The following is a 22,743-nucleotide window of genomic DNA, read 5'->3' as shown; positions in this document are numbered from 1 at the left end:
GCGTCTTCGGCTGGCCTACCATTTGGTGATCGCCCCCGTTTCTACCGGCTTCGACCAGTCCGGCTCGAGGCGTCCGCGCGCCTTGGCGCCGAGCACCGGATCCTGCACGATGCCGTCGTCCTCCTTGTCCCGGCGCACGGCGTCGAAGGTGCCCTTCGACACGCGCTGGGCCCAGATGTCGACGTGCTTGACCTCGCCGTCCTCTTCCGAGGTGACGTCCTGGGAGACGACTTTCCCGTCCGGGCCGATGGCCTCGACGATGAGGTAATAGTTTCGCGCCGCGCGGTTGGCCTGGGGAATGCGGGTGACGCCCGAGGGCGTTCCCGGTCGCGAGACCACGCGGACCTGGAATGTCTGCAGCAGCCTGGCCTCGAGCGCGCGCAGCCGATCTGCGGCCTGACGAGCCGCGGGCGCATCGCCCGTGGATGCGGCTGCCCTGCCGGTGGCGGCGATGGCGCGCGCGTCCTCGGCGACCTGGGGCTCCTCGGCGACGGCGGCGATGCGCTCGACCAGTGTGTCGTAGGTCTGCGGCAGCGTTTCGCTCAGCTCGATGCGCAGGTCCTGCGCCGCGCGCTGGCGGGGCACTTCCACGAGGAAATGCCAGGCAAGACCGGCGGCGAGGGCAAGGGCGAGGGCGATGGCCAGCCATTTGCCCCAACGGCCCCGGGTGACATAGAGCGTCGCCAGCGTGCGCTGGAAACCGAGAGCCGGCGGAGTGTAGACGAAGCGGTTGGCCTTCAGGTTCTCCACGCCCTCGGCGAGGATACGCTCGGAAACCTCGATGCCCTGGCTCTTGTAGATCTGACGCAGCCGCTCGATCATCTGCGCGTCGCGCTGGTCGGAATCGAGTTCCTTGACCGCGATCCGCTCGTCATGACGCAGCGTGTCGACGACATCCATCGCCATCATCAGGTCGTCGAGCGGGGCCTTGGTCGGGGAGGCGCTTTCGGGGGGCATGCTTTCGTTCCCGTTGGGGCCGGTCGGGCGAACCCGGTGACGCCGGACTCGCTTGTCATATGTGGCCGGCCGGGAGGTCGGCGCAAGCGCCCGGCGGCCGTCGGTGGCCGCCGGGTGACGTCATTGCCTAGGCGCCGAGGGCGTTGCCCTGGGCGGCGAGGCGGGCGAGCCGGCGCTTGCCGTCCTCCACCGCGTCGCGGATCTCTTCGGAGTTCTTGGTCGACATCTTCCGCATCTCCTGGATGATCTCGCGAGAGTTCACCTGGAAGTTGATCACGGAATCGACGAGCTTCTTGACTGCGGCCGCCTGGACGGTCGGTCCATAGCCAGCTTTCAGCGCCGCTTCCTGCACCGCATCGCCGATCTCCGCAAGCGTTTCCAGCGACTTCGACACACCTTCCTTCATGGCGTTGAGCGTTTCGGTGGATTCGTGCAGCCCCTGAAGGCCGGTGAAGGAGGCGTTGAGCGCCGTCAGCACCGAGTCGTTGGTGGAAAAGAAGCTGACCGCCTGCGAATAGACCCGCTCCTTGGCGTTTGTCGTCTGCATCAGACGCGCCATGATCACCTCGGACGTGTTGTAGCCGATGGTGAGGTTGTCGGAGAGGTCCTTGGCGATCTGGTAGCGCTTTTCCTCGTCCTGCATGGTGCGCATGGTCTCGTCGCGGGCAAGCTCCAGGCGGGCCTTGCCGGCCGCGTCGTCGCCGGTATAGGCCTCGACCTTGCCGTTGGCGCTCTCAAGCGCGGCCTTGGCCGCGTCGAGACGGTCCGAGGCGGAGCCGAGAACTTCCAGCGCCAGAACCTCCGCCTGTTTCAGTGCGCCGCGGAAGTCGCGATAGGCCTCGAGGATGCGCTGCTCGCGCTCGATCTGGTCCTTGGTGTCGCGGGCGACGTCCAGATAGGTCTCGCGGATCTTGCCGAAGCGGTCGGAGATGGTGCCGCGCGTCATGTCGCGCCACTTGTTGGAAATATTCTCCATGAAGGAGATCTTGCCGTCGGCGAGCTGGTCGACCATGCCCTTGGCGTCGTCGCGGATCGAGTTGAACGCCTCGGTGATCCCCTCGTAGCGCTCGCCGATGCTCATCGCCTGGATCTCGTTACGCACCACCTCGTTGAAGGTCTGCGACTGGCCGAGCGTACGCGTGATGACGGCGATCTTGTCCGGAGAAAGGTCGGAGATCTTCTCAAGCAGCGCGTTGATCGGCGCCTCGGCGGTGCTGCCCGGCATCAGGCCCATGTCGCGCAGCGCGCCCATGGCCCGGTCCAGATACTGTATGGGGGAAAGCGCGGTTGCAGGTGTCGTATCCGCCATAGTCCGTCCTCTGTTTCCCTGCCCCGGCGGTGCGAACGCGCATCCAGGTTCCGGTGGCAATCGTGTTACGCCCGATTTTTCGACGGCAAACGCGACCGCATCGTGACGAAGGTGGCGCGCCGCGGCCAGGGCGAGTTAAACACATTCGCGCCGCCGGTGGCACCATTCACGAGCGGTCCGAATACGTGGCCGCCGCCTGGCCGTCTCTAGCCGGCGCGCGCGACCGCGATGCGCGCCGCCAGGCCGGCGTTGTTGCGCACCAGCGCGATGTTGGTTTCCAGGCTGCGGCCCTGTGTCAGCTCCAGGATGAACGACAGCACGAAAGGCGTGACGTCCTTTCCGCTGACACCGCGCCGGCTTGCCTCGTGCACGGCGCGCTCGATGGCGCCGGCCATCTCGCCAGCGGGGATCTCGGCTTCCGCTGGAACCGGGTTGGCGACGAGCAGCCCGCCATGGCCCGGGAAGGCGTCGCGCATGGCCATCAGCCGCGCTATCTCCTGCGGCGTGTCGAGCCGGTAGGGCGCGGCAAGGCCGCTGTCGCGGGACCAGAAAGCGGGGAAGACGTCGGTGCCATAGGCGATGACGGGCACGCCCTTGGTTTCCAGCACCTCGAGCGTCTTGGGCAGGTCGAGCAGCGCCTTGGCTCCGGCGGAGACGACGCAGACCGGCGTGCGCCCGAGTTCATCCAGATCGGCGGAAACATCGAATGTCGTCTCCGCGCCGCGATGGACGCCGCCGATGCCGCCGGTGGCGAAGACCTCGATGCCGGCGGCGTGGGCGGCCATCATCGTCGCGGCGACGGTGGTCGAGCCGGGGCGCTTGGTGGCCAGCGCAAAGGCAAGATCGGCGCGCGAGCACTTCATCACGCCCTCGGCACGGGCGAGGCGTTCGAGCGTCGCGTCGGAAAGGCCGACGTGCAGAGCGCCGTCGAGAATTGCAATGGTGGCGGGGACCGCGCCATGGGCGCGGATGTCGGCTTCGACCTGGCGGGCCGTCTCGACGTTGCGCGGCCAGGGCATGCCATGGGTGACGATGGTTGATTCCAGTGCGACGACGGGCTTGCCGGCGGCGCGGGCCGCTGCCACTTCCTCGCCGAAAACGATGGGCGCGTTCGTGCCTGTTTCTGCCGCTTCGCTCATGCGCTCTTCAGATCCTCTCGTCGGACCGCCCGGCCTTTGGCGCGGACGGGGTGCCTCTCCCCCGGTGTCTCCCCACAGTCACATTCGCAAGACGTGTTCCCAGGCGCGCTTATAGGGGCGGGGGCAGGCCGAGTCGAGCGCCTGCGCGCGGTCGCGGGTGTGCCATCCGGGCGCATCCCTCAGCCGTCGGCGATCGCCGGCCAGGACAGCGTCGCGGCGACGGCACCGTCGCAGCGCAGGGTCAGCGCGGCCGCGCGCAAGCCGGCGGCAACGGCCCCCCTCAGGTCACGGCCATGATCGAGACCGGCAAGCGTTCCGGAGATGAGTGCGTCGCCCGCGCCCGTCACGTCGCGTACCGCGCCGGGCTCCACCTCCACGTCGAGCCGGGCGATGTCACCGCCTTCCATCAGCAGCAGCGGCGCGGCGCCGTCGCTCAGGCAGCAGGCGCGCAGCCCGGCCGCGCGCAGCGTCCGCGCAAGCACTTCCGGATCGGGAAGCGGCTCCTGTTCGTCGTGGCCGGTCAGCGCCGCTGCTTCCGCGCGGTTGCAAAAGAGAAGGTCAAGACGAGGCAGCAGCGCGCGAAGCCGGCCTGCCTTGGCCCGGGACACGGTGTCGGCGGCAAGGCGCCGCTCACCCGCGGCCGAGGCCAGCCGCTCCAGAAGCGGTGCCGGCAGATTGGCATCAAGAAACCACAGGCGGGCCGAAGCGGCGGCCGGCAGGGCTTCGTCGAGTGCGTCGACGGCCAGTCCGTCGGTGATGCGTCCGTCCACGACGGCGGCGGGCAGCGAGCCGTCGGGATCATGGATGGCGATGTAGCGGCCGGTCGGGACGCCGGGGCAAATTGCGGGGCGGACATCGACCCCCTCGTCGGCGAGGCGCTCGAGCAGCGTGCGCCCCTCGGCGTCGTCGCCAAGGGCACCGACAAGAGAGACCGGCACGCCGAGCCTGAGCAACGCACGCGCCACATTGGTCGCGACACCGCCGGGGCGGCTGGAAAAGGCCGCCGGCGTCGAGGTTTCCCGCAGCACCTCGCGCGTGGCGTGGGCGAGCGTGTCGAGATGGATCGCGCCGAAGCAGCAGACGGACATGGCTGGGGAACCTGAGCGGATTTCGAGCTGACGACTACATCGCACGCCGCCCGGCATGGGGGGAAGTGGCGGCGCGGTGATTCTCCCGCTGCCCGCCACCTGTCAGGCGGGACCGTAATTCCGGCGTGACGCAAGTTGTCCACCGAACGTGAACGAAGCTCGAACACGAGCCAAATCAACGTTCTGTTTCAATACTTCAGCTTGCATTGCGGGGTGAGAACAAAAATGGTACAAACGCGCGATTTGAAACGCCGTCCCCGGCGTGGAATAAGGATGCTCCTGTGTCGCAAAATTCACTCCGCTTGGTCGAAGGCATTAAGATGGACAAGACAAAGGCGCTCGACGCCGCGCTTTCGCAAATCGAACGGGCGTTCGGCAAGGGCTCCATCATGCGGATGGGCCAGGGCCAGGTCGTCGAGGTGCAGACTGTTTCGACCGGCTCGCTCGGGCTCGACATCGCTCTTGGCATCGGCGGCCTGCCGCGCGGGCGCGTCGTCGAGATCTACGGCCCGGAATCCTCGGGCAAGACGACGATGGCGCTGCACACGATCGCCGAGGCCCAGAAGAAGGGCGGCATCTGTGCCTTCATCGACGCCGAGCATGCGCTGGACCCGATCTATGCGCGCAAGCTCGGGGTCAACATCGACGACCTGCTGATCTCGCAGCCGGATGCGGGCGAGCAGGCGCTCGAGATTGCCGACACGCTGGTCCGTTCGGGCGCGATCGACGTGCTTGTGGTCGACTCGGTCGCCGCGCTGACGCCAAAGGCCGAGCTTGACGGCGAGATGGGCGACAGCCTGCCGGGCATGCAGGCGCGCCTCATGAGCCAGGCGCTGCGCAAGCTCACGGCCTCGATCTCGCGCTCAAAGTGCATGGTCATCTTCATCAACCAGATCCGCATGAAGATCGGTGTGATGTTCGGCTCGCCGGAAACGACGACGGGCGGCAACGCGCTCAAGTTCTATGCCTCGGTTCGTCTCGACATCCGTCGCATCGGCGCGATCAAGGACCGCGACGAGGTGGTCGGCAACCAGACCCGCGTCAAGGTGGTGAAGAACAAGCTCGCTCCGCCGTTCCGCCAGGTCGAGTTCGACATCATCTACGGCGAGGGCGTTTCCAAGATGGGCGAGCTGCTCGACCTTGGCGTCAAGGGCGGCATGGTCGAGAAGTCCGGCGCCTGGTTCTCCTACAACAGCCAGCGTCTGGGGCAGGGCCGCGAGAACTCCAAGCAGTTCCTGCGCGACAATCCCGAGATCGCCAATGAGATCGAGCTGGCGATCCGCCAGAACGCCGGCCTCATCGCCGAGCGGATCACCGAGCCCTTCTCGGAGACCGAGGCGGACGAGGACGGCGTCGTCGGCGAGTGATCGCCCGGCGTTGCCCTGTCTGGCGGATCGCGTAAGGCCGGCGGGCCCCGTGCTCGCGGTTGGTCCGGGCTTGTGATCGAAGCGCCCGCGTTCTCGCGCCGTGACATGCGGCAGACGAGACCGCGGGCGTTTTCATTGACGGAGCCGCGCCCTGTCCATGGCTTTGGACGCGCCGGTCACGGCCTTTCGACGTCGGGTTGAACGTCCTGCGCGCGCTGGACTTGTCGGTTCCCGGCGGATAAAAGCGGCCGAAGATCTTCAGACAAGGCGCAAGGCGGGTCAGGGGCGGCCGACAGGGAGGCTGCGGGTCCGCGTTTCGCCAGCGAGCAATGGGCGGCTTCATGAGCGGTGTAAACGAAATCCGGTCGGCGTTTCTTGAGTATTTCGCCAAGAACGGTCACGAGATCGTGGCGTCCGGGCCGCTGGTGCCGCGCAACGATCCGACCCTGATGTTCACCAATGCGGGCATGGTTCCGTTCAAGAACGTCTTCACCGGGCTCGAGAAGCGCGACTACCAGCGCGCGACGACGGCGCAGAAATGCGTGCGCGCCGGCGGCAAGCACAATGACCTCGACAATGTCGGCTACACCGCCCGCCATCACACGTTCTTCGAGATGCTGGGCAATTTCTCCTTCGGCGACTACTTCAAGGACCGGGCCATCGAGCTTGCCTGGAACCTGATCACCAAGGAGTTCGCACTGCCGCAGGACAAGCTTCTCGTCACCGTCTACTCCGAGGACGAAGAGGCGCATGCCCTGTGGAAGAAGATTGCGGGGCTTTCCGACGACAGGATCATCCGCATCCCCACCTCCGACAATTTCTGGGCGATGGGCGACACCGGCCCGTGCGGGCCGTGCTCCGAGATCTTCTTCGATCATGGCGAGCACATCTGGGGCGGCCCTCCGGGCTCGCCGGAAGAGGACGGCGACCGGTTCATCGAGATCTGGAACCTCGTCTTCATGCAGTACGAGCAGCTTCCCGGCGAGCGCGTCGACCTGCCGCGTCCCTCGATCGACACGGGCATGGGACTGGAGCGCGTCGCCGCCGTTCTGCAGGGCGTTCATGACAATTACGATATCGATCTGTTCCGGGCGCTGATCGCGGCTTCCGTCAATGCAGTCGGCGTCGAGGCCGAAGGCGACGCGCGCGCCAGCCACCGGGTGATCGCCGATCACCTGCGTTCCACCAGCTTCCTGATTGCCGACGGCGTGCTGCCCTCGAACGAGGGGCGCGGCTATGTGCTTCGCCGCATCATGCGCCGCGCCATGCGCCACGCGCACCTGCTGGGCGCCAGCGATCCGCTGATGTGGCGGCTGGTGCCGACGCTGGTGCGCGAGATGGGCCGGGCCTATCCGGAGCTTGGCCGCGCCGAGGCGTTGATCACCGAAACGCTGCGGCTCGAGGAAACCCGTTTCCGCAAGACGCTGGAACGTGGCCTGTCGCTGCTCGACGAAGCGAGTGCCGATCTGGGAGAGGGCGCGGAGTTCGACGGCGAGACCGCCTTCAAGCTCTATGACACCTACGGCTTCCCGCTGGATCTGACCCAGGACGCGCTGCGTGCCCGCGGCATCGGTGTCGACACCGATGGCTTCCGCACCGCCATGGAGCGTCAGCGCGCCGAGGCGCGCGCCGCATGGTCGGGCTCCGGCGAGGCGGCGACCGACACGGTCTGGTTCGCGCTGAAGGACCGGCTCGGAGCCACCGACTTCTTGGGCTACGACACGGAGACGGCCGAGGGCGTTGTCACCGCGCTGGTCAGCGACGGGACCGAGGTCGCGACGCTCGCGGCCGGCGACACCGGTCTGGTTATGCTCAACCAGACGCCCTTCTACGGCGAGTCCGGCGGTCAGGTCGGCGACACCGGCTGGATGCGCGGCGAGGGCGTCGAGATAGAGGTCACGGGCACGCAGAAGAAAGCCGACGGCCTCTTTGTTCATGAGGTCAAGGTCGTGTCTGGCACGCTTGCGGTCGGCGTGGCGCTGGAGCTTCTGGTCGACGGAGGCCGCCGCAGCGGAATTCGCGCCAATCACTCCGCCACGCACCTTGTCCACGAGGCGCTGCGCGAGGTTCTCGGCGGCCATGTGGCGCAGAAGGGCTCGCTGGTCAGCCCCGAGCGCCTGCGGTTCGACTTTTCACATCCCAAGCCGATGTCGGCGGAGGAGCTGAAGCGGGTCGAGGATCTCGCCAATGCCATCGTGCTGCAGAACGGCGAGGTCTCCACCCGCCTGATGGGCGTCGACGAGGCCATCGAGGAGGGAGCGATGGCGCTCTTCGGTGAGAAATACGGCGACGAGGTGCGCGTTGTGTCGATGGGCCGCGCGATTGAGGGCGACAAGGCAGGCAAGACCTATTCGCTGGAGCTTTGCGGCGGCACCCATGTCGCGCGCACCGGTGACATCGGTCTTGTTACCGTGGTCTCGGAAGGAGCGGTCGCGGCGGGTGTTCGCCGCGTCGAGGCTCTGACGGGGGCTGCCGCGCGCCAGTATCTCTCCGGCCAGGACGAGCGGCTGCGCGCCGTCGCCGGTGCGCTCAAGGTGGCGCCTGCGGATGTGGCGGCGCGTGTCGCTACGCTCGTCGAGGAGCGGCGCCGTCTGGAGCGCGAACTTGCCGATGCACGCAAGAAGCTCGCGATGAGCGGTGGCGGCGCCGGCGAGGCCGGTGCACCGAGGGATATCGCCGGCATCAAGCTGCTCGCCCGCGTTGTCGAGGGGCTAAACCCGAAGGATCTCAAGGGGCTTGCCGATGAGGCGAAGGGCCAGCTTGGATCCGGCGTGGTTGTGCTGGTCAACCGTGGCGAGGAGAACAAGGCGGCCGTGGTCGTTGCGGTGACGGCAGACCTGACCGACCGGATTTCGGCGGTTGACCTCGTGCGCCTTGCCGCCGAACAGCTTGGCGGCAAGGGCGGCGGTGGCCGGCCGGACATGGCCCAGGCCGGCGGCTCTGACGCCTCGCGCGCCGATGAGGCCTTCGCGGCCATCGAGGCGGGGCTGCAGGCCGCCGCGAGCCCCGCGGGAGCCTGACGCGTGGCGCCGGGTCGCGAGCCTCGCTTGGAGGCGGCGGACGACCCGGCCCGCCCGACGGACCACGCCCGGCCTGCCGAGACGCGGCTGTCGGCCTATCAGCGCCTGCGCCGCCGCGTCTACCGCTGGCTGGAGGTCGGTCCCGCCGGTGATGCGCAGGGACGCTGGGTGGACCGGCTGCTGATTGCGCTCGTCATCTCGGCCGTGCTTCTCGTTGCTCTTGAGACCGAGCCCGACTTCGAGAAGCAGTGGGGCGACCTCTTCGCGTTTGCCGAATTGTGTATCGGCACGGTGTTCCTCGTGGAGTATCTGGCGCGGCTGTGGATCGCTGACCTGCATCCGCCCTTCCGCCGCTACACGCCGTTGGGTGCGCGCCTTCGCTACGCCCTGCAGCCGGTGGCGCTCATCGACCTGCTGGCCGTTCTGCCCTTCCTGCTTGCGCCGTTGCTGTCCGCTGGCGACTTCAAGGTCCTGATCTTCCTGCGCCTTGCGCGGTTCTTCAAGATCGCGCGTTACTCGCCCGCGCTGCGCTCGCTCGCCAACGCGGTCTTTGCCGAGCGGCATGCCATCGGCGCCAGCCTCATCATCATCTTTGGCGTGGTCATGGTGGCGGCGACCGCCATGTACATGGCGGAGCGGCATGTTCAGCCGGACAGCCTCGGCACAATTCCCGCCGCCATCTGGTGGGCGCTGACCACGGTCACGACCGTCGGCTACGGTGATGTGGTGCCGGTGACGCGCATCGGCCAGATGATCGGCGGGCTGGTGATGTTGCTCGGCTATGGGCTGTTCGCGTTGCCGGTGGGCATCGTCGCCACCGCCTTTGCCCGCGAGATTCATTCGCGCGACTTCGCCATCACCTGGGGCATGGTTGCGCGCGTGCCGCTGTTCCAGGACCTCAAGGCGGCGGAGATCGCCGAGATCACCAAGCTGCTGCGGGCCCAGTCGGCCGCGCCCGGGCAGGTCATCAGTCGGCGCGGCGAGCCTGCGAACAGCATGTATTTCATCGCCTCGGGAGCGGTCGAGGCGGTTTTCGAGACATCGCGCATGCGGCTTGAGGAGGGGGCGTTCTTCGGCGAGATGGCCCTGCTTGCCGAGCGGCGGCGTACGGCAACCGTATCTGCGGTGAGCCCGACCCAGCTTCTTGTCCTCGACTCTCATGATCTGCGCGGCCTGATGCGGCGCAAGCCCGCGGTTGCCCGCCATGTTCTCGATGAGGTCATGCGCCGGCGCGATGCTTCGGGGGGCGACATGCTGGAGGAAGAAATCGTCGCCGCGCAGGCCGATACCGTCGACAGGAGAGGCGCGGGCGATGCCGGGGACGGCGAAGAGCCCGCGACCGAGGCGGCGATGCCGGAGGTCGAGGAGACCATGCCCGATCTTTTCGCGCAGGACCCGCAGCCGGACCTTTCCGGAGAGGACGACGGCGCGCAGGACGCCCAGGCGCGGGACGAAGAAACGCCGGATGACGATCTGCCGGACGACACGGTGCCGGGCGACCGGACCCGGCCTGCCTGAGGCCGTCGGGGGGCGCGTGCCGTCCGGCTTTCGCCTGTCAGTTTGGTACGAGGCCCGCGGGCAGTCGCTCATAGAGCGGGTCGCCATACCAGAAGGCGTCCGTCGGGCCGATGGCCTGATCGACGACGTTCCAGCGGTCATAGGCCTGATAGAGCAGGACGTAGGTCGTCAGGCCGTCCATGTATTCCGCGTTCTCGGCGAAGGTGGTGGTGGCCAGGTCGATCGCCCCGCCGCCCGGGCGCTGCGGATTGACGATGGCGAAGGCCCAGGGGCCGGCAACCTTCAGCCGGTCGACGACGAACTCGACCGGGGCGCCGACACGCACCTCCACCAGCGGCCGGATGGCGTCCATGATCGCGGATCGCTCGGCCGACCCGCGGGCGGGCTCGCGCGCGCTCTGGGCAAGGGCAGGGGAAGCGCACAGGGCAAGCATGGCGACAAGCGCCAGGGCCGCGCGCACCGGCGCGATCCGCGGAAGCAATGACGTGAACGAGTGCAACGGGGTGTCCTCCAGGAAGAAAATCCGTCCACCCGATGCTGCCGGGCGGACATGAAAAAGGCGCCACACGGGCGCCTTTTCCGGGTTCACGTCTCGGCGTGGCCGTCAGGCGGACATCGCTTTCTGCAGGTTTTCGTCGATCTTGTCGAGGAAGCCGCTGGTGGTGAGCCACTTCTGGTCCGGGCCGACGAGCAGCGCCAGATCCTTGGTCATGTTGCCATCCTCGACGGTCTTGATGCAGACCTGCTCGAGCGTCAGGGCGAACTTCGCCAGATCGGCGTTGTCGTCGAGCTTGGCGCGGTGGGCGAGACCACGGGTCCAGGCGAAGATCGAGGCGATCGGGTTGGTCGAGGTCTCCTCGCCGCGCTGATGCTGGCGATAGTGACGGGTGACGGTGCCGTGAGCGGCTTCCGCCTCGACGGTCTTGCCGTCCGGGGACATCAGCACCGAGGTCATCAGGCCGAGCGAGCCGAAGCCCTGGGCGACGATGTCCGACTGCACGTCGCCGTCGTAGTTCTTGCAAGCCCAGACGTAGCCGCCCGACCACTTGAGCGCCGAAGCGACCATGTCGTCGATGAGACGGTGCTCGTACCAGATCTTGGCGGCCTCGTACTGCTCCTTGAACTCCGCGTCGAAGACTTCCTGGAACAGGTCCTTGAAGCGGCCGTCATAGGCCTTCAGGATGGTGTTCTTGGTCGACAGATAGCAGGGAACGCCGCGCTGCAGGGCGTAGTTGAACGAGGCGCGAGCGAAATCGCGGATCGAATCATCGAGGTTGTACATCGCCATGGCGACACCCGACGACGGCGCGTCGAAGACCTCGTGCTCGATCTCGGCACCGTCTTCCCCGACGAACTTGATCGTCAGCTTGCCCTTGCCGGGGAACCTGAAGTCGGTGGCGCGGTACTGGTCGCCGAAGGCATGACGGCCGACGATGATCGGCTGGGTCCAGCCCGGCACCAGGCGCGGAACGTTGGAGATGATGATCGGCTCGCGGAAGATCACGCCGCCGAGGATGTTGCGGATCGTGCCGTTCGGGGAACGCCACATCTTCTTCAGGCCGAATTCCTCGACGCGCGCCTCGTCCGGCGTGATCGTGGCGCACTTGACGCCGACGCCGTACTTCTTGATCGCGTTGGCTGCGTCGACGGTGATCTGGTCGTTGGTCTCGTCGCGTTTCTCGATGCCGAGGTCGTAATACTTCAGATCGATGTCGAGGTAGGGATGGATCAGCTTGTCCTTGATGAACTGCCAGATGATCCGCGTCATCTCGTCGCCGTCGAGCTCGACAACCGGATTGACAACCTTAATCTTCGCCATGTGCTGATGACCTCGCGTCTGGGGTGGCGTGCGCAGCTTCTGCGCCCGATTCCGCTCGTCCTGTCAGGCAGCGCGAACCGCCGCCGACAATGCCGTGCGGCCCCTATAGCAAAGGGCCGGCCAAACGCAAAGTCGGCCTTTCGTCATTCTACGCGATTGAGGATGACGGACGCGTCATGCTTGCCAGATATGGCAATTCGGCGCATAGGTCATACTGTCAAGAATTCGGATAGGAGGCAGTCATGCCAGCCCTGAAACGCAAGGCCGCGCTCTGCCTGCAGTCACCCGTGTCGTTGTCGATGCGGCTCATGCTCCTTGGCTTTCTCGCCCTGACGCTCGTCCTTTCCCCGCTTGCAACGCGCGATGCTCGCGCCGCGCAGGAGATCCTTGTGGTGAGCGGGAACGTGCCGGGCGGCACGCCGGTGGTCTTCACCCGCGAGGATCTGGTCGCTCTGGGGATTCATTCCGTTCGCGCCGATACCCCCTGGACGGATGCCGCCACCCTGTTCGAGGGACCGCTGTTGCGCGACGTGCTCGACGCCGCGCGCGCCGAAGGCACGCGGATCGAGGCCGTGGCGCTCAACGACTACCGGGTCGAGATTCCGATGGAGGACCCGCGTTCGTCCGACATGATTCTGGCGCTCAGGGTCGACGGCAAGTCTATCGGCGTGCGCGAGCGCGGCCCGCTGTGGGTGATCTATCCCTGGGACACGCGCGAGGACATGCGCTCCGAGTTGTACTATTCGCGGGCGATCTGGCAGCTCAAGGAAGTGATCGTCAAACCCTGAGGCACGCGTTCGCGCTGGCCAGGCGCTCTTTCTCCGCCCTGCGAGGGTCCCGTCTTTCTGCAGCAAGGCCGCGCATGCGCGGCCTTTTCTCGTTCCGGAGCGGCCTGTAAGGTTCAGCCGGCCGGAGGGTCTTTCGCCCTCCGCCGGAACTGGAGGCGCCGTCCCGGCGCCCGCAACACGGGCCCGCATCGCGATGGATCACGGCAAGAGATGGGTTCGCGCGCTCTATTTGTCGCTTCTTGTCGGGGTGGCGATCATTACCGGCTCGCTGTTCTTCGTGCTGTCGATCCTCAACGGCCAGAACAACGACGACCGCTCCGAATACCGGCAGAGCATGATCTGGTACACGGCCCAGCTCGTCGTCGAGTTCCAGGATCTGCTGCAGGCGCTCGACACCTTCATCGTCCACGGCGGACGCCCGGCCGATGGAGAGGAGGTCTCTGCGCGTTTCGACATTCTCTGGAGCCGGGCGATCCGGCTGGACGAAGGCGAGGCCGGGCGCGAGTTCGGCGAGGTCGAGGGCGCACCCGAACTCATGTCGGCGCTGGCGTCGGCCCTTCGTGCTGCCGACGACCGGCTGGCGGAGGCGGTCTCCGGCGATGTGGCGATGGCCGAGAAGATCCGCGCCGACTTCCTTGCGCTTCAGCCGATTCTCGATTCGTTTCGCTCCTCCGTCTACCGGCTCCAACTGGCGGCGGCGACGCAGCAGCGCGAGGAGTTGCGGCAGACCGTCAATCTCGTGCTCTTTCTCATCATCGGCCTTCTCGTCGCCGGCGCGTCGATGGGGGGATTGCTCGTGCGCGAGCGCCAGCAGTTGCTGCGCCTTGGCGAGCAACTGGAGCGGCGGGTGGCGGAACGCACGGCCGAGCTTGCCCGCGCCAACATGGAGCTGCGGGCGGCCAACGAGCGGCTTAGCCAGTTCAACAATCTCGCCTCCCATGACCTGAAGGAGCCGGTGCGCAAGATCGCGGTCTTCAGCGACCTGCTGCTGGAGGGCGTGGAAAGCGGCGACAAGGAGATGATCGGCTACGCGGCCGGCGTGATGCGTGCCTCCGCCGGTCGGGCGCGGGCGCTGATCTCCAATCTTCTCACCTATTCCGCCGCGTCCGAACGGCCGCTGGAAGCGGAAACGGTGCGCATCGACACGCTCGTCGAGCGGGTCTGCGACAGCTTGTCGGAGCTTATCCGCGAGCGCCATGCGAAGATCGACGTCGATCCGCAGGCCGGCGAGATCGCGGGCGATGCGGTCTTTCTGGAGCAGCTTTTCCAGAATCTCATCGGCAACGCGGTGAAGTTCGCGGATCCCGACCGTCCGCCGCATGTGCGCATCCAGGTGGAAAGGGCGGAGGGGGGGAAGCCGCTGAAGGTTCATGTCAGCGACAATGGCATTGGCTTCGACATGCGCCACAAGGGACTTGTGTTCGAGCCTTTCCGCCGGCTGCATCCGCGCGAGCGCTATGCGGGCACCGGCATGGGCCTGGCGATCTGCGCCGCCATCGCGCGGCGCCACGGCTGGGAACTCGATGCGGACAGCATCCCCGGGGAGGGCTCGCGGTTCACCATCGATTTCGATCCGCCCGCCGCAACGGAAACGGCCGCCCGCGAGGCGGACGGCCGTTCCTGATCTTCTCCGGCCCGGCAAGGCTGCCGGGGCGGTGTGTGTCAGATGCTGGAGAGCCGGCGGGCGGCGAGCGCGATGGCGATATAGCTCCAGCCGTTCATGAGAACGGCGATGCCGCCCATCAAGCCGAGTGCCCACAGCGCTGAGGAGGGGAACTCGAACCAGATGCACAGGCCGGCGGCGAGCGAGATCACTCCGGCGACCAGCAGCCAGCCCCAGCCGTCGTGCGGACGCACCTTGAGGGCGAGCAGGATCTGGGTGATGCCCTGGGCCAGCAGGATGCCGGCGACGACCAGGGTCAGCGTGAAGGTGCCGACCAGCGGGTTGAAATAGACGGCGGCGCCGCCGATCAGCGCGATCAGGCCGGTGGCGATGCTCCACAGGAATCCGGACCAGGCCTTGACCGAGAAGGCGTGCCAGATCTGCAGGACGCCGGCGACGGCAAAGACCATGGCGATGACCAGGGTCACGGCGATAGAGCTTGCCAGCGGCAGGGCGATCATCAGTCCGCCGCCGATGACCAGGGCAATGCCGAGCGCGAGGAACCAGCCCCACTTGGCACGAACGGTATCGGTAACGGAGACAGGGGCGGCGGGTGTCGTCATGTTTGATTTCCTTGCGGTGTGGCAGACTGTGCGGACGTCGAGACCGGGACGGAAACTCCGGCTCCGCGAGACTCTTCGACAAGGCGTAACAAAAGCTTACAGCACGCGCTGTTTGTCCGCGAGGATGTCCTGCGTTCTGGGCACTGGAAAAACGGCGCGGCTTGGGCTATTTGCGCGCCATGACACGCAATGCCAACATCGATCCGGCCGCGCGCGACATCGCGCCCGTTCCGCCCTGCGTCATCCTGTGCGAACCGCAGCTTGGCGAGAACATCGGCACAGCCGCCCGCGCCATGGCCAATTTCGGCCTTTCGGACCTGCGCATCGTCAATCCGCGTGACGGATGGCCGAGCGAGAAGGCCCGCGCGGCCGCGAGCCGTGCCGACCATGTCATCGACGCCGTTCAGGTCTTCGACAGTGTCGAGGCGGCGGTTGCCGATCTGGGCTTCGTCTTCGCCACGACGGCGCGTTCGCGCGAGATCGCCAAGCCGGTGAGCGGGCCGGACGAGGCGGCGACGACGTCGGTGCGCCTCGGCGTCCAGGGGACGAAGGTCGGCTTCCTGTTCGGCCGCGAGCGGTGGGGCCTCAACAACGACGAGGTGGCACTCGCCGACGAGATCGTCACGCTGCCGGTCGATCCGGATTTCGCCTCGCTCAACATCGCCCAGGCGGTTCTGGTGTGTTCCTATGAGTGGCGGGTGAAGGCGAATGGCGGGGCGCTGCCGTTCCGCCTCGACGTGGAGGCCAATCCCCCGGCCTCGAAGGATGACCTGCAGCGTCTCTTCGAGCATCTGGAAGGCGCGCTCGACACGGTCAACTTCTTCCGTCCGCGCGAGAAACGTCCCTCGATTGTCCGCAACCTGCGCAACATCCTGCAGAAGGCCTCGCTGACCGATCAGGAGGTGAAGACCCTGCGCGGCGTCATCGCCGCGCTCGAGGGCCGCAAGACGCGACCGCGCAAGGATGCGGGCGTCGACGGCGAGGCCGGCGAGAGCTGACACGCATCCGCCGCAATCGGCGGCGAGGAGGGATGTCATGACAGACACCCCGCAGACCGCAGGCAAGGCCGGCCCGGACCGGGCCGACGGACGGCCCGTGCTGGTCTTCGACAGCGGTGTCGGAGGCATGAGCGTGGCGCGGGCGATCCGCGCCGCAGCGCCGGAGCTTCCGCTTCTCTATGCTGCCGATTGCGCCGGGTTTCCCTATGGTGACTGGCAGCCGGAGGCGCTTGCGACGCATTGCGTCGCACTGGTGCGCGGGCTTGTCGAGGCGCACCGGCCGCGTGCGGTGGTCATCGCCTGCAACACAGCCTCGACGCTGGTTCTGCCGCCGCTGCGCGCCGTGCTCGACATTCCGGTGGTGGGCACGGTCCCGGCGGTGAAGCCGGCGGCCGAGCGCACCCGCAGCGGTCTTGTCAGCGTGCTGGCGACGCCGGGCACCGTGAAGCGGGAATACACGTTCGACCTGATCCATCGCTTCGCCTCCGAGGTGGCGGTGACGCTCGTCGGCTCCAGGCGACTTGCCGCACTCGCCGAGGACCGTCTCGCCGGCGGTATCGCGGACCGGGCGGCGATCGCCGCCGAGATTGCCCCCTGTTTCGTCGAGAAGGACGGGCGGCGCACGGATGTCGTGGTGCTTGCCTGCACGCACTATCCGCTTCTGGTCGATGTCCTGGCCGAACTGGCCCCTTGGCCGGTGGAGTGGATCGACCCGGCGCCAGCGATTGCCCGGCGTCTCGTCGATGTGCTCGGCGGCCCGGGAGCGGTCGGCGGCAGGCGGAAGGGCGGGGGCGACGCGGCGGTCTCGACCGACGGGCGCGACCTCGCCGGGCTGCTGGCCCGACTGCTCGCGCGGGAGGGCTGAGGGGCGGCGGAATTCCGCGGCCCCCCGGGGGCGGTCAAATGCCCGTTTCCAGCGACATTCGTTTGACTCACCCCCGGCTTTGGGCTAGGCAGACCGGGCTCTGCGGGCCTTGGTGGCCCGCTTTGCATTTCACACACCCGTGGACACCCGCGCCGGCGCTGTTTGGCCGGGAGTCCTGTCGCCTGCAGCCCGGAAGGCAGCAGGAAAGGAGGGCGTGTTTCCTTTAGACGCCTTTAGCGAAGGAACCGCGCATGTCGAAGCGCCATGGTGTAAAGTACAAGCTTGACCGCCGGATGGGCGAAAACATCTGGGGTCGTCCGAAGTCTCCCGCCAATCGCCGCGAATACGGCCCGGGCCAGCATGGCCAGCGCCGCAAGGGCAAGCTTTCCGACTTCGGCGTGCAGCTGCGCGCCAAGCAGAAGCTCAAGGGCTATTACGGCAACATCTCCGAGAAGCAGTTCCACCGTACCTACGTGGAAGCCTCGCGGATGAAGGGTGACACCTCGGAGAACCTCATCGGTCTTCTCGAGTGCCGTCTCGACGCGGTGGTCTACCGCGCCAAGTTCGTGCCGACCGTTTTCGCCGCTCGTCAGTTCGTCAACCACGGCCATATCAAGGTCAATGGTCGCCGCGTCAACATCGGTAGCTACCGTTGCAAGCCCGGCGACGTGATCGAGGTTCGTGAGAAGTCGCGCCAGCTCGCGATCGTCATCGAGGCGACTCAGCTCGCCGAGCGTGACGTTCCCGACTACGTCGTCGCCGACCACGGCAAGATGACCGCGACGTTCCAGCGTGTTCCGGGTCTGGGCGATGTGCCCTATCCGGTGCAGATGGAGCCGAACCTCATCGTCGAGTTCTACTCGCGTTGATCTGTCGCTTCTCGAAGCGAAATCCGAAGGGGCGCATCGCAGGATGCGCCCCTTTTTCGTTTCGCGTCGCGCGGCCTTTCACGGATGCGGGCTTTTGATATTCGCCAAGTCGAATATGATGGGTGGAACGAGTCGACCGCAAGGCCGGGGAGGAGGATGCGATGTCGAGGATGGATCGAAGCGGAAACCCGCGGGTTTCAAGGCGTCAGGTGCTGGGGGCGGGGCTTGCCGCGCCCTTCGTTGCGCGGGCCGGCCTTGTCATGGGCGGCGCGACAGCCGGGCTGCCGCTGGTGGCGCCTGGCGCCCGGGCGGCGGACGCGGCACACTCGCTGACGCTTGGCGACACGCGGCTCACCGTCTTGAGCGACGGCGCGCTGGTGCTGCCGGCCTCGACGCTTGCCGCCAATGTCGGCGAGGAGGAGCGGGGGGCGTTTCTGACCGCCGCCGGCTTCGACAGCGCCGTGCGGCACAGCGCTCTCAACATCACGCTGATCCGCAAGGGCGATGCGCTGATCCTGATCGACACGGGCGCCGGCATGAACTTCTTCGCCGAGGCCGGGCAGCTCGCCGACAGCTTCGATGAGGCCGGGCTAGACCGGGAGGCGGTGACCCATGTCGTGCTCACCCACGGCCACCCGGACCATGTCTGGGGCGTGATCGACGACTTCGACGAGAGCGAGCGGTTCCCCAACGCCGAATACCTGATGGGTGCGGTGGAGTGGGACTTCTGGATGGATCCGGACTTCCTTGCCAACAACCCGGAGCAGATCCATTCCTTTGCCCTGGGGGCGCAGCGCAATCTCGGCGCGGTCGCGGAGAAGGTCACCCGCGTCGACGCGGACCACGCCGTCGTCTCCGGCGTGACGATGATAGCCACTCCCGGGCACACGCCGGGACACATGTCGGTTCTCGTCGAGGATGGCGGCGAGCAACTCGTCGTCACCGGCGACGCACTGACCCATCCGGCGGTCTCCTTTGAGCGGCCGGACTGGCAGCCGTCGACGGATCAGGTGCCGGAGGTCGCGGTGAAGACGCGCAGGGCCCTGCTCGACCGGGCGGCGAGCGATGGGCTGCTTCTCATCGGCTACCATCTGCCCTGGCCGGGCGTCGGCCGTGTGGAGGCGAGGGGCAACGCCTGGCGGTACATCGCCGAGGGATGAGGCCGTCGCGGGAGCGATGCCGCGCAATCGGAGCATGGGAACGGGGACGGCCGCGCGGCCGTCCTTGCCTCGGCGCGCAGCCTTTGGCATGTTGCCGCGACTTTCCGCCCCAAGGACCATGGTGCCAGCGCGATGACGAGCCTCGAGACCGTACAGATCGCCCCCGACGAGCCGGGCGTGCGGGACGACATGGACGGGCCGCAGGGCGATTGTCCGGCGCTGTTTCGCGATGCACCCTCGTCGGTCGGCTTCAAGAAGCTGCGCAAGCGCCTGCTCCGGCAGGTGCGCGAGACGATCTCTTCCGCCGCCATGGTGGAGGCGAGCGGCGCCACGCCGAAATGGCTCGTCTGCCTGTCCGGCGGCAAGGACAGCTATACGCTGCTTGCCGTCCTGCTCGATCTCAAGTGGCGCGGCCTCCTGCCGGTCGACCTGCTGGCCTGCAATCTCGACCAGGCCCAGCCGGGGTTTCCGGGGCATATCCTGCCCGAGTTCTTCGAGCGCCACGGCATTGCCCACAGGATCGTGCGCGAGGACACCTATTCCATCGTCACGGACAAGATCCCGGCGGGCAAGACCTATTGCTCGCTGTGCTCGCGGTTGCGGCGCGGTCTGCTCTACCGCACGGCGCGCGAGGAGGGGTGCCAGGCGATCGTCCTCGGCCACCACCGGGAGGACGCGCTGGAGACGCTGTTCATGAACCTCTTCTTCGGCGGGCGGCTCGCCTCCATGCCGCCGAAGCTCGTCAATGACGACGGCGATCTCATGGTGCTGCGCCCGCTCATCGGCTGCGCGGAGGACGATATCGCCCGTTTCGCCAAGGCGCTTGATGTTCCGATCATTCCTTGCGACCTGTGCGGCAGCCAGGACGGGCTGCAGCGGGCGGAGGTGAAGAAGCTGCTTCAGGAGTGGGAGCGCGCCCACCCCGGGCGGCTTTCGGTGATGGCGCGGGCGCTTGCGAACGTGCGTCCCTCGCATCTCCACGATCCGCGCCTGTTCGATTTCGCCGGCCTTGTGCCGGAAGGCTCCGCAACGCCGGCCGATGCGCGCGAGGACGCGGATCCTTGCGGCGCCGGCCTTGCCATGACGCAGGCGATGTTCGCCGCCGAATAGACCCTTCCATATCAGACCAGCCGCTGGAGCCGGGGAGGGCGCACCTTCCCCGGTTTCGTGTTTCTCGCGCCGCCCTCCCCGGCGCCTCTTCTTCCGGAGCCCGACCATGACCACCCAAATGCCCTGCGGCATCGACTTCGGCACGTCCAATTCCACCGCCGCTATCCTCGACGGTGCCGGGGCTGCGCATCTTCTTCCCCTGGAGGGCGAGAGCGTGGTGCTGCCGAGCACGCTGTTCTTTTCTTTCGAGGACACGCATGTCCGCTTCGGCCGGGAGGCCGTGAGTGCCTATGTCGAGGGCGTCGAAGGCCGGCTGATGCGCTCGCTGAAGAGCGTGCTCGGATCCAGCACCATGGCCGAAAAGACCATGATCAAGGCGCAGCGCTGGACCTTCTCGGAAATCATCGGCCTCTATCTGGGGCAGGTGAAGCACCGCGCTGAAGCCGCCGCCGGCAGGGAACTTGATGCCGTCGTGCTTGGCCGTCCGGTGCATTTCGTCGATGACAACGAGGAGGCCGACTTGCGCGCGGAGGGGGAACTGGAGGCGATTGCCCGCGCCGCCGGCTTCAGCTCCGTTGCCTTCCAGTTTGAGCCGATCGCGGCGGCGCTCGACTATGAGCGCTCGGTTTCGGGCGAGGAACTCGCCGTGATCGTCGATCTCGGCGGCGGCACCTCCGACTTCGCCATCGTGCGGGTGTCACCGGAGCGTCGCGGCAAGCCCGACCGTCGTGATGACATCCTGGCCAGCACCGGCATCCATATCGGCGGTACCGATTTCGACCGGCTGCTCAGCCTGCGGACGGTGATGCCTGCGCTTGGCTACGGAACGCCGTCGCGCGATGCCAGACGCGACCTGCCGAACTGGGCCTATTTCGAGCTGGCCACCTGGCACCGGATCAATTTTCTCTACGCGCCGCAGGTCGATACGCGGATGCGCGCGCTGAGGCAGGATGCCGCGCGGCCCGAACTGGTGGAGCGGCTGATGGAACTGGTCGCCGAGCGTCAGGGGCACGCGCTCGCCGGTGCGGTGGAGGAGGCGAAGATCGCGCTTTCCGATGAGGATCTCCACCGTCTGCGGTTTCCCCTGCGCGACACCGATCTCGACATCGAGGTGGCCTGCGCGGATCTGGTCGCGGCGATCGGGCAGTCCGTTGGCGGCATCGAGGGCGCGCTTGCCGGCTGCCTGAAACAGGCCGGCGTCGGGGCGGAGGCGATCTCGTCGGTGTTTCTTACCGGCGGCTCGGCATCCATTCCCTTCGTGCGCGAGCGGCTGACCGGGCTGTTTCCCGGTGCGCGTGTGGTGCAGGGCGATGTGTTTGGAAGCGTCGGCGCGGGGCTTGCACTCGACGCGGTGCGCAAATACGGCCCGGCGTGAACCGCCGAGCGGGACTTACGATCCGGTTTTTGCGGTAAGGCCGCGGTCGGAGCCGGCCGGCCGGTTGCGCACGAGAATGACGAGAGCAGCGGGGGCGGCGGCGGCGCCGGCCTCGGCAAGCCCGCCATGGGCGCGGCAGGTATCCGCGTCGCTGATGCCGTTGGCGGGTGCGAAGACCATGAGCTTGACGCAGGAGATGCGGCGAAGGCCCGCATCCGATTCCTGAGCCATTGACCCAAGACCCAGAACAAGGCTGAGCGCAATACCGGTGACGGCGAGTTTCGCGATCCGCATCTGTCAATCCTTTCGGTGCCGGGAACCCCTGGTACGACCGAGGACTACCCCGTATCCGCTGAGTGGTAGCTGAAACGGGTATTCATTCTGTGTTCATCTTAGGCTGATTCGGCAAAAATTTCCTAGTTCGTAAAAATTGCAAAATAAAAGGGCGGATCGACTGCGACCCGCCCCTTGTTAACAATTTGTTAACCTCTGCCTTACGCGGACTGACGGATTTCGATGCCGTTGTCCGTGAAGTGCTGCTGAAGCTCCTGGCTCTGGAACATCTCGCGAATGATGTCGCAGCCGCCGAGGAACTCTCCCTTGACGTAGAGCTGGGGGATCGTCGGCCAGTTGGAGAACGTCTTGATACCCTGGCGCAGCTCGTCATCCTCGAGCACGTTGATGCCCTTGTAGGGAACGCCGACGTAATCGAGGATCTGCACGACCTGTCCGGAGAACCCGCACTGCGGGAAAGCCGGGGTGCCCTTCATGAACAGGACGACGTCATTGCCGCCGACCTCGTTCTTGATCCAGTCCTGAATGCTCATGGTCAGTCCTTTCGTTCCGCCGGGTCCAAGGTCCGGCGTTTCGTTCCTGCTGTCGGCCGGCGCTCAGTCCGGCGCGCTCGTCTGCAGTGCGAGGGCGTGAAGCTCGCCGCCCATGTTGCCCTTCAGCGCCTGATAGACCATCTGGTGCTGCTGCACCCGAGACTTGCCGCGAAAGGCTTCCGACACCACGACGGCGGCATAATGGTCGCCGTCGCCGGCGAGGTCGCGGATCTCGATCCGGGCATCGGGAAATGTCTCCCTGATCAGAGCCTCGATCTCGCGTGCCTGCATTGCCATAGTGCTGTCCT

21 protein-coding genes and 1 pseudogene are annotated in these 22,743 nt (G+C 66.8%); 12 read left to right on the top strand and 10 right to left on the bottom strand.

Translation table 11 applies throughout. The annotated features are described in order from the left end of the window. Nucleotides 1–15: 15 nt before the first annotated feature. The 4 genes from ACN0WF_RS00710 to ACN0WF_RS00695 form a co-directional block, all read right to left on the bottom strand. The gene (locus tag ACN0WF_RS00710) at nucleotides 16–957 is read right to left on the bottom strand and encodes a DUF6384 family protein (protein WP_417770842.1); all 942 of its coding nucleotides are present in this window, start codon (nucleotides 955–957) and stop codon (nucleotides 16–18) included. A 127-nt stretch (nucleotides 958–1,084) separates the two neighbouring features. After that, on the bottom strand, nucleotides 1,085–2,266 hold the full coding sequence (locus ACN0WF_RS00705; protein ID WP_417770841.1) for a cell surface protein: 1,182 nt from the start codon (nucleotides 2,264–2,266) through the stop codon (nucleotides 1,085–1,087). 206 nt (nucleotides 2,267–2,472) lie between these two features. Next, a complete protein-coding gene (locus tag ACN0WF_RS00700; protein WP_417770840.1) occupies nucleotides 2,473–3,405 on the bottom strand; it encodes a pseudouridine-5'-phosphate glycosidase in 933 nt (310 codons plus the stop codon). A gap of 179 nt (nucleotides 3,406–3,584) precedes the next feature. Continuing rightward, nucleotides 3,585–4,493 (bottom strand): PfkB family carbohydrate kinase, encoded by a 909-nt coding sequence (locus ACN0WF_RS00695; protein ID WP_417770839.1) that lies wholly within the window; start codon nucleotides 4,491–4,493, stop codon nucleotides 3,585–3,587. Nucleotides 4,494–4,774: 281 nt separating this feature from the next. Between ACN0WF_RS00695 and recA the strand changes: the two genes are divergently transcribed. The 4 genes and pseudogenes from recA (at nucleotide 4,775) to ACN0WF_RS00675 (ending at nucleotide 10,398) form a co-directional block, all read left to right on the top strand. Next, complete coding sequence (recA, locus tag ACN0WF_RS00690) at nucleotides 4,775–5,860, top strand: recombinase RecA (RefSeq protein WP_417770838.1); 1,086 nt, start codon at nucleotides 4,775–4,777, stop codon at nucleotides 5,858–5,860. Between the two features lie 341 nt (nucleotides 5,861–6,201). Then, complete coding sequence (gene alaS, locus ACN0WF_RS00685; protein ID WP_417770837.1) at nucleotides 6,202–8,880, top strand: alanine--tRNA ligase; 2,679 nt, start codon at nucleotides 6,202–6,204, stop codon at nucleotides 8,878–8,880. Between the two features lie 3 nt (nucleotides 8,881–8,883). Then, nucleotides 8,884–9,654, top strand: a pseudogene (locus ACN0WF_RS00680) (ion transporter); the annotation flags it as partial. 93 nt (nucleotides 9,655–9,747) lie between these two features. Continuing rightward, nucleotides 9,748–10,398: a cyclic nucleotide-binding domain-containing protein gene (locus tag ACN0WF_RS00675; RefSeq protein WP_417771205.1), complete on the top strand. Its 651-nt coding sequence runs from the start codon at nucleotides 9,748–9,750 to the stop codon at nucleotides 10,396–10,398. Nucleotides 10,399–10,435: 37 nt separating this feature from the next. On the opposite strand, the gene ACN0WF_RS00670 is transcribed toward ACN0WF_RS00675, so the two are convergent. Continuing rightward, nucleotides 10,436–10,858, bottom strand: coding sequence for a hypothetical protein (locus tag ACN0WF_RS00670; RefSeq protein ID WP_417770836.1), 423 nt, complete (start codon nucleotides 10,856–10,858; stop codon nucleotides 10,436–10,438). Nucleotides 10,859–11,002: 144 nt separating this feature from the next. Then, nucleotides 11,003–12,217, bottom strand: coding sequence for an NADP-dependent isocitrate dehydrogenase (locus tag ACN0WF_RS00665; RefSeq protein ID WP_417770835.1), 1,215 nt, complete (start codon nucleotides 12,215–12,217; stop codon nucleotides 11,003–11,005). A 242-nt stretch (nucleotides 12,218–12,459) separates the two neighbouring features. Between ACN0WF_RS00665 and ACN0WF_RS00660 the strand changes: the two genes are divergently transcribed. Together ACN0WF_RS00660 and ACN0WF_RS00655 are read left to right on the top strand one after the other, a co-directional pair. Continuing rightward, nucleotides 12,460–13,005, top strand: a complete 546-nt coding sequence (locus ACN0WF_RS00660; RefSeq protein WP_417770834.1) for a molybdopterin-dependent oxidoreductase — start codon at nucleotides 12,460–12,462, stop codon at nucleotides 13,003–13,005. A gap of 193 nt (nucleotides 13,006–13,198) precedes the next feature. Next, the gene (locus ACN0WF_RS00655; RefSeq protein WP_417770833.1) at nucleotides 13,199–14,629 is read left to right on the top strand and encodes a sensor histidine kinase; all 1,431 of its coding nucleotides are present in this window, start codon (nucleotides 13,199–13,201) and stop codon (nucleotides 14,627–14,629) included. A gap of 38 nt (nucleotides 14,630–14,667) precedes the next feature. Here ACN0WF_RS00655 and ACN0WF_RS00650 read toward each other — a convergent pair whose 3' ends face one another. Beyond that, nucleotides 14,668–15,231, bottom strand: coding sequence for an HdeD family acid-resistance protein (locus ACN0WF_RS00650; RefSeq protein WP_417770832.1), 564 nt, complete (start codon nucleotides 15,229–15,231; stop codon nucleotides 14,668–14,670). Nucleotides 15,232–15,410: 179 nt separating this feature from the next. Between ACN0WF_RS00650 and ACN0WF_RS00645 the strand changes: the two genes are divergently transcribed. The 6 genes from ACN0WF_RS00645 (at nucleotide 15,411) to ACN0WF_RS00620 (ending at nucleotide 21,608) form a co-directional block, all read left to right on the top strand. Continuing rightward, nucleotides 15,411–16,229: an RNA methyltransferase gene (locus tag ACN0WF_RS00645; protein WP_417770831.1), complete on the top strand. Its 819-nt coding sequence runs from the start codon at nucleotides 15,411–15,413 to the stop codon at nucleotides 16,227–16,229. Nucleotides 16,230–16,266: 37 nt separating this feature from the next. Beyond that, entirely contained in the window at nucleotides 16,267–17,094 is an 828-nt protein-coding gene (murI, locus tag ACN0WF_RS00640; RefSeq protein WP_417770830.1) for a glutamate racemase, read from the top strand. Between the two features lie 251 nt (nucleotides 17,095–17,345). Further along, complete coding sequence (gene rpsD, locus ACN0WF_RS00635; protein ID WP_417770829.1) at nucleotides 17,346–17,963, top strand: 30S ribosomal protein S4; 618 nt, start codon at nucleotides 17,346–17,348, stop codon at nucleotides 17,961–17,963. A 161-nt stretch (nucleotides 17,964–18,124) separates the two neighbouring features. Then, nucleotides 18,125–19,123 carry an MBL fold metallo-hydrolase gene (locus tag ACN0WF_RS00630; RefSeq protein WP_417770828.1) on the top strand — a complete coding sequence of 333 codons (999 nt, stop codon included), beginning with the start codon at nucleotides 18,125–18,127 and terminating at the stop codon, nucleotides 19,121–19,123. A 189-nt stretch (nucleotides 19,124–19,312) separates the two neighbouring features. Continuing rightward, the gene (gene ttcA / locus ACN0WF_RS00625) at nucleotides 19,313–20,233 is read left to right on the top strand and encodes a tRNA 2-thiocytidine(32) synthetase TtcA (protein ID WP_417771204.1); all 921 of its coding nucleotides are present in this window, start codon (nucleotides 19,313–19,315) and stop codon (nucleotides 20,231–20,233) included. A 106-nt stretch (nucleotides 20,234–20,339) separates the two neighbouring features. Continuing rightward, on the top strand, nucleotides 20,340–21,608 hold the full coding sequence (locus ACN0WF_RS00620) for an Hsp70 family protein (protein WP_417770827.1): 1,269 nt from the start codon (nucleotides 20,340–20,342) through the stop codon (nucleotides 21,606–21,608). A gap of 15 nt (nucleotides 21,609–21,623) precedes the next feature. Here ACN0WF_RS00620 and ACN0WF_RS00615 read toward each other — a convergent pair whose 3' ends face one another. The 3 genes from ACN0WF_RS00615 to ACN0WF_RS00605 all read right to left on the bottom strand — a co-directional run bounded on the left by ACN0WF_RS00615 (nucleotide 21,624) and on the right by ACN0WF_RS00605 (nucleotide 22,732). Then, the gene (locus ACN0WF_RS00615) at nucleotides 21,624–21,902 is read right to left on the bottom strand and encodes an antitermination protein (RefSeq protein WP_417770826.1); all 279 of its coding nucleotides are present in this window, start codon (nucleotides 21,900–21,902) and stop codon (nucleotides 21,624–21,626) included. Between the two features lie 200 nt (nucleotides 21,903–22,102). Next, nucleotides 22,103–22,435 (bottom strand): Grx4 family monothiol glutaredoxin, encoded by a 333-nt coding sequence (gene grxD / locus ACN0WF_RS00610; protein ID WP_417770825.1) that lies wholly within the window; start codon nucleotides 22,433–22,435, stop codon nucleotides 22,103–22,105. A gap of 63 nt (nucleotides 22,436–22,498) precedes the next feature. Beyond that, nucleotides 22,499–22,732: a BolA family protein gene (locus ACN0WF_RS00605; RefSeq protein ID WP_417770824.1), complete on the bottom strand. Its 234-nt coding sequence runs from the start codon at nucleotides 22,730–22,732 to the stop codon at nucleotides 22,499–22,501. Between the last annotated feature and the right edge of the window lie 11 nt (nucleotides 22,733–22,743).

Origin of the sequence: Stappia sp. (genome assembly GCF_048268045.1) — a bacterium.
Classification (GTDB): domain Bacteria; phylum Pseudomonadota; class Alphaproteobacteria; order Rhizobiales; family Stappiaceae; genus Stappia.
The sequence above is the reverse complement of the archived record's forward strand: the minus strand, read 5'-3'. Positions and strand labels throughout refer to the sequence as shown.

Excerpts from the sequence above, each read along its gene's own strand:
- grxD (WP_417770825.1), bottom strand. The coding sequence starts at position 22,435 with ATGAGCATTCAGGACTGGATCAAGAACGAGGTCGGCGGCAATGACGTC.
- ACN0WF_RS00645 (WP_417770831.1), top strand. The coding sequence starts at position 15,411 with ATGACACGCAATGCCAACATCGATCCGGCCGCGCGCGACATCGCGCCC.
- ACN0WF_RS00605 (WP_417770824.1), bottom strand. The coding sequence starts at position 22,732 with ATGGCAATGCAGGCACGCGAGATCGAGGCTCTGATCAGGGAGACATTT.
- ttcA (WP_417771204.1), top strand. The coding sequence starts at position 19,313 with ATGGACGGGCCGCAGGGCGATTGTCCGGCGCTGTTTCGCGATGCACCC.
- ACN0WF_RS00665 (WP_417770835.1), bottom strand. The coding sequence starts at position 12,217 with ATGGCGAAGATTAAGGTTGTCAATCCGGTTGTCGAGCTCGACGGCGAC.
- ACN0WF_RS00620 (WP_417770827.1), top strand. The coding sequence starts at position 20,340 with ATGACCACCCAAATGCCCTGCGGCATCGACTTCGGCACGTCCAATTCC.
- murI (WP_417770830.1), top strand. The coding sequence starts at position 16,267 with ATGACAGACACCCCGCAGACCGCAGGCAAGGCCGGCCCGGACCGGGCC.
- ACN0WF_RS00630 (WP_417770828.1), top strand. The coding sequence starts at position 18,125 with ATGTCGAGGATGGATCGAAGCGGAAACCCGCGGGTTTCAAGGCGTCAG.
- ACN0WF_RS00710 (WP_417770842.1), bottom strand. The coding sequence starts at position 957 with ATGCCCCCCGAAAGCGCCTCCCCGACCAAGGCCCCGCTCGACGACCTG.
- ACN0WF_RS00650 (WP_417770832.1), bottom strand. The coding sequence starts at position 15,231 with ATGACGACACCCGCCGCCCCTGTCTCCGTTACCGATACCGTTCGTGCC.
- ACN0WF_RS00705 (WP_417770841.1), bottom strand. The coding sequence starts at position 2,266 with ATGGCGGATACGACACCTGCAACCGCGCTTTCCCCCATACAGTATCTG.
- ACN0WF_RS00675 (WP_417771205.1), top strand. The coding sequence starts at position 9,748 with ATGGTTGCGCGCGTGCCGCTGTTCCAGGACCTCAAGGCGGCGGAGATC.
- ACN0WF_RS00615 (WP_417770826.1), bottom strand. The coding sequence starts at position 21,902 with ATGCGGATCGCGAAACTCGCCGTCACCGGTATTGCGCTCAGCCTTGTT.
- alaS (WP_417770837.1), top strand. The coding sequence starts at position 6,202 with ATGAGCGGTGTAAACGAAATCCGGTCGGCGTTTCTTGAGTATTTCGCC.
- ACN0WF_RS00695 (WP_417770839.1), bottom strand. The coding sequence starts at position 4,493 with ATGTCCGTCTGCTGCTTCGGCGCGATCCATCTCGACACGCTCGCCCAC.
- ACN0WF_RS00700 (WP_417770840.1), bottom strand. The coding sequence starts at position 3,405 with ATGAGCGAAGCGGCAGAAACAGGCACGAACGCGCCCATCGTTTTCGGC.
- ACN0WF_RS00660 (WP_417770834.1), top strand. The coding sequence starts at position 12,460 with ATGCCAGCCCTGAAACGCAAGGCCGCGCTCTGCCTGCAGTCACCCGTG.
- ACN0WF_RS00655 (WP_417770833.1), top strand. The coding sequence starts at position 13,199 with ATGGATCACGGCAAGAGATGGGTTCGCGCGCTCTATTTGTCGCTTCTT.
- rpsD (WP_417770829.1), top strand. The coding sequence starts at position 17,346 with ATGTCGAAGCGCCATGGTGTAAAGTACAAGCTTGACCGCCGGATGGGC.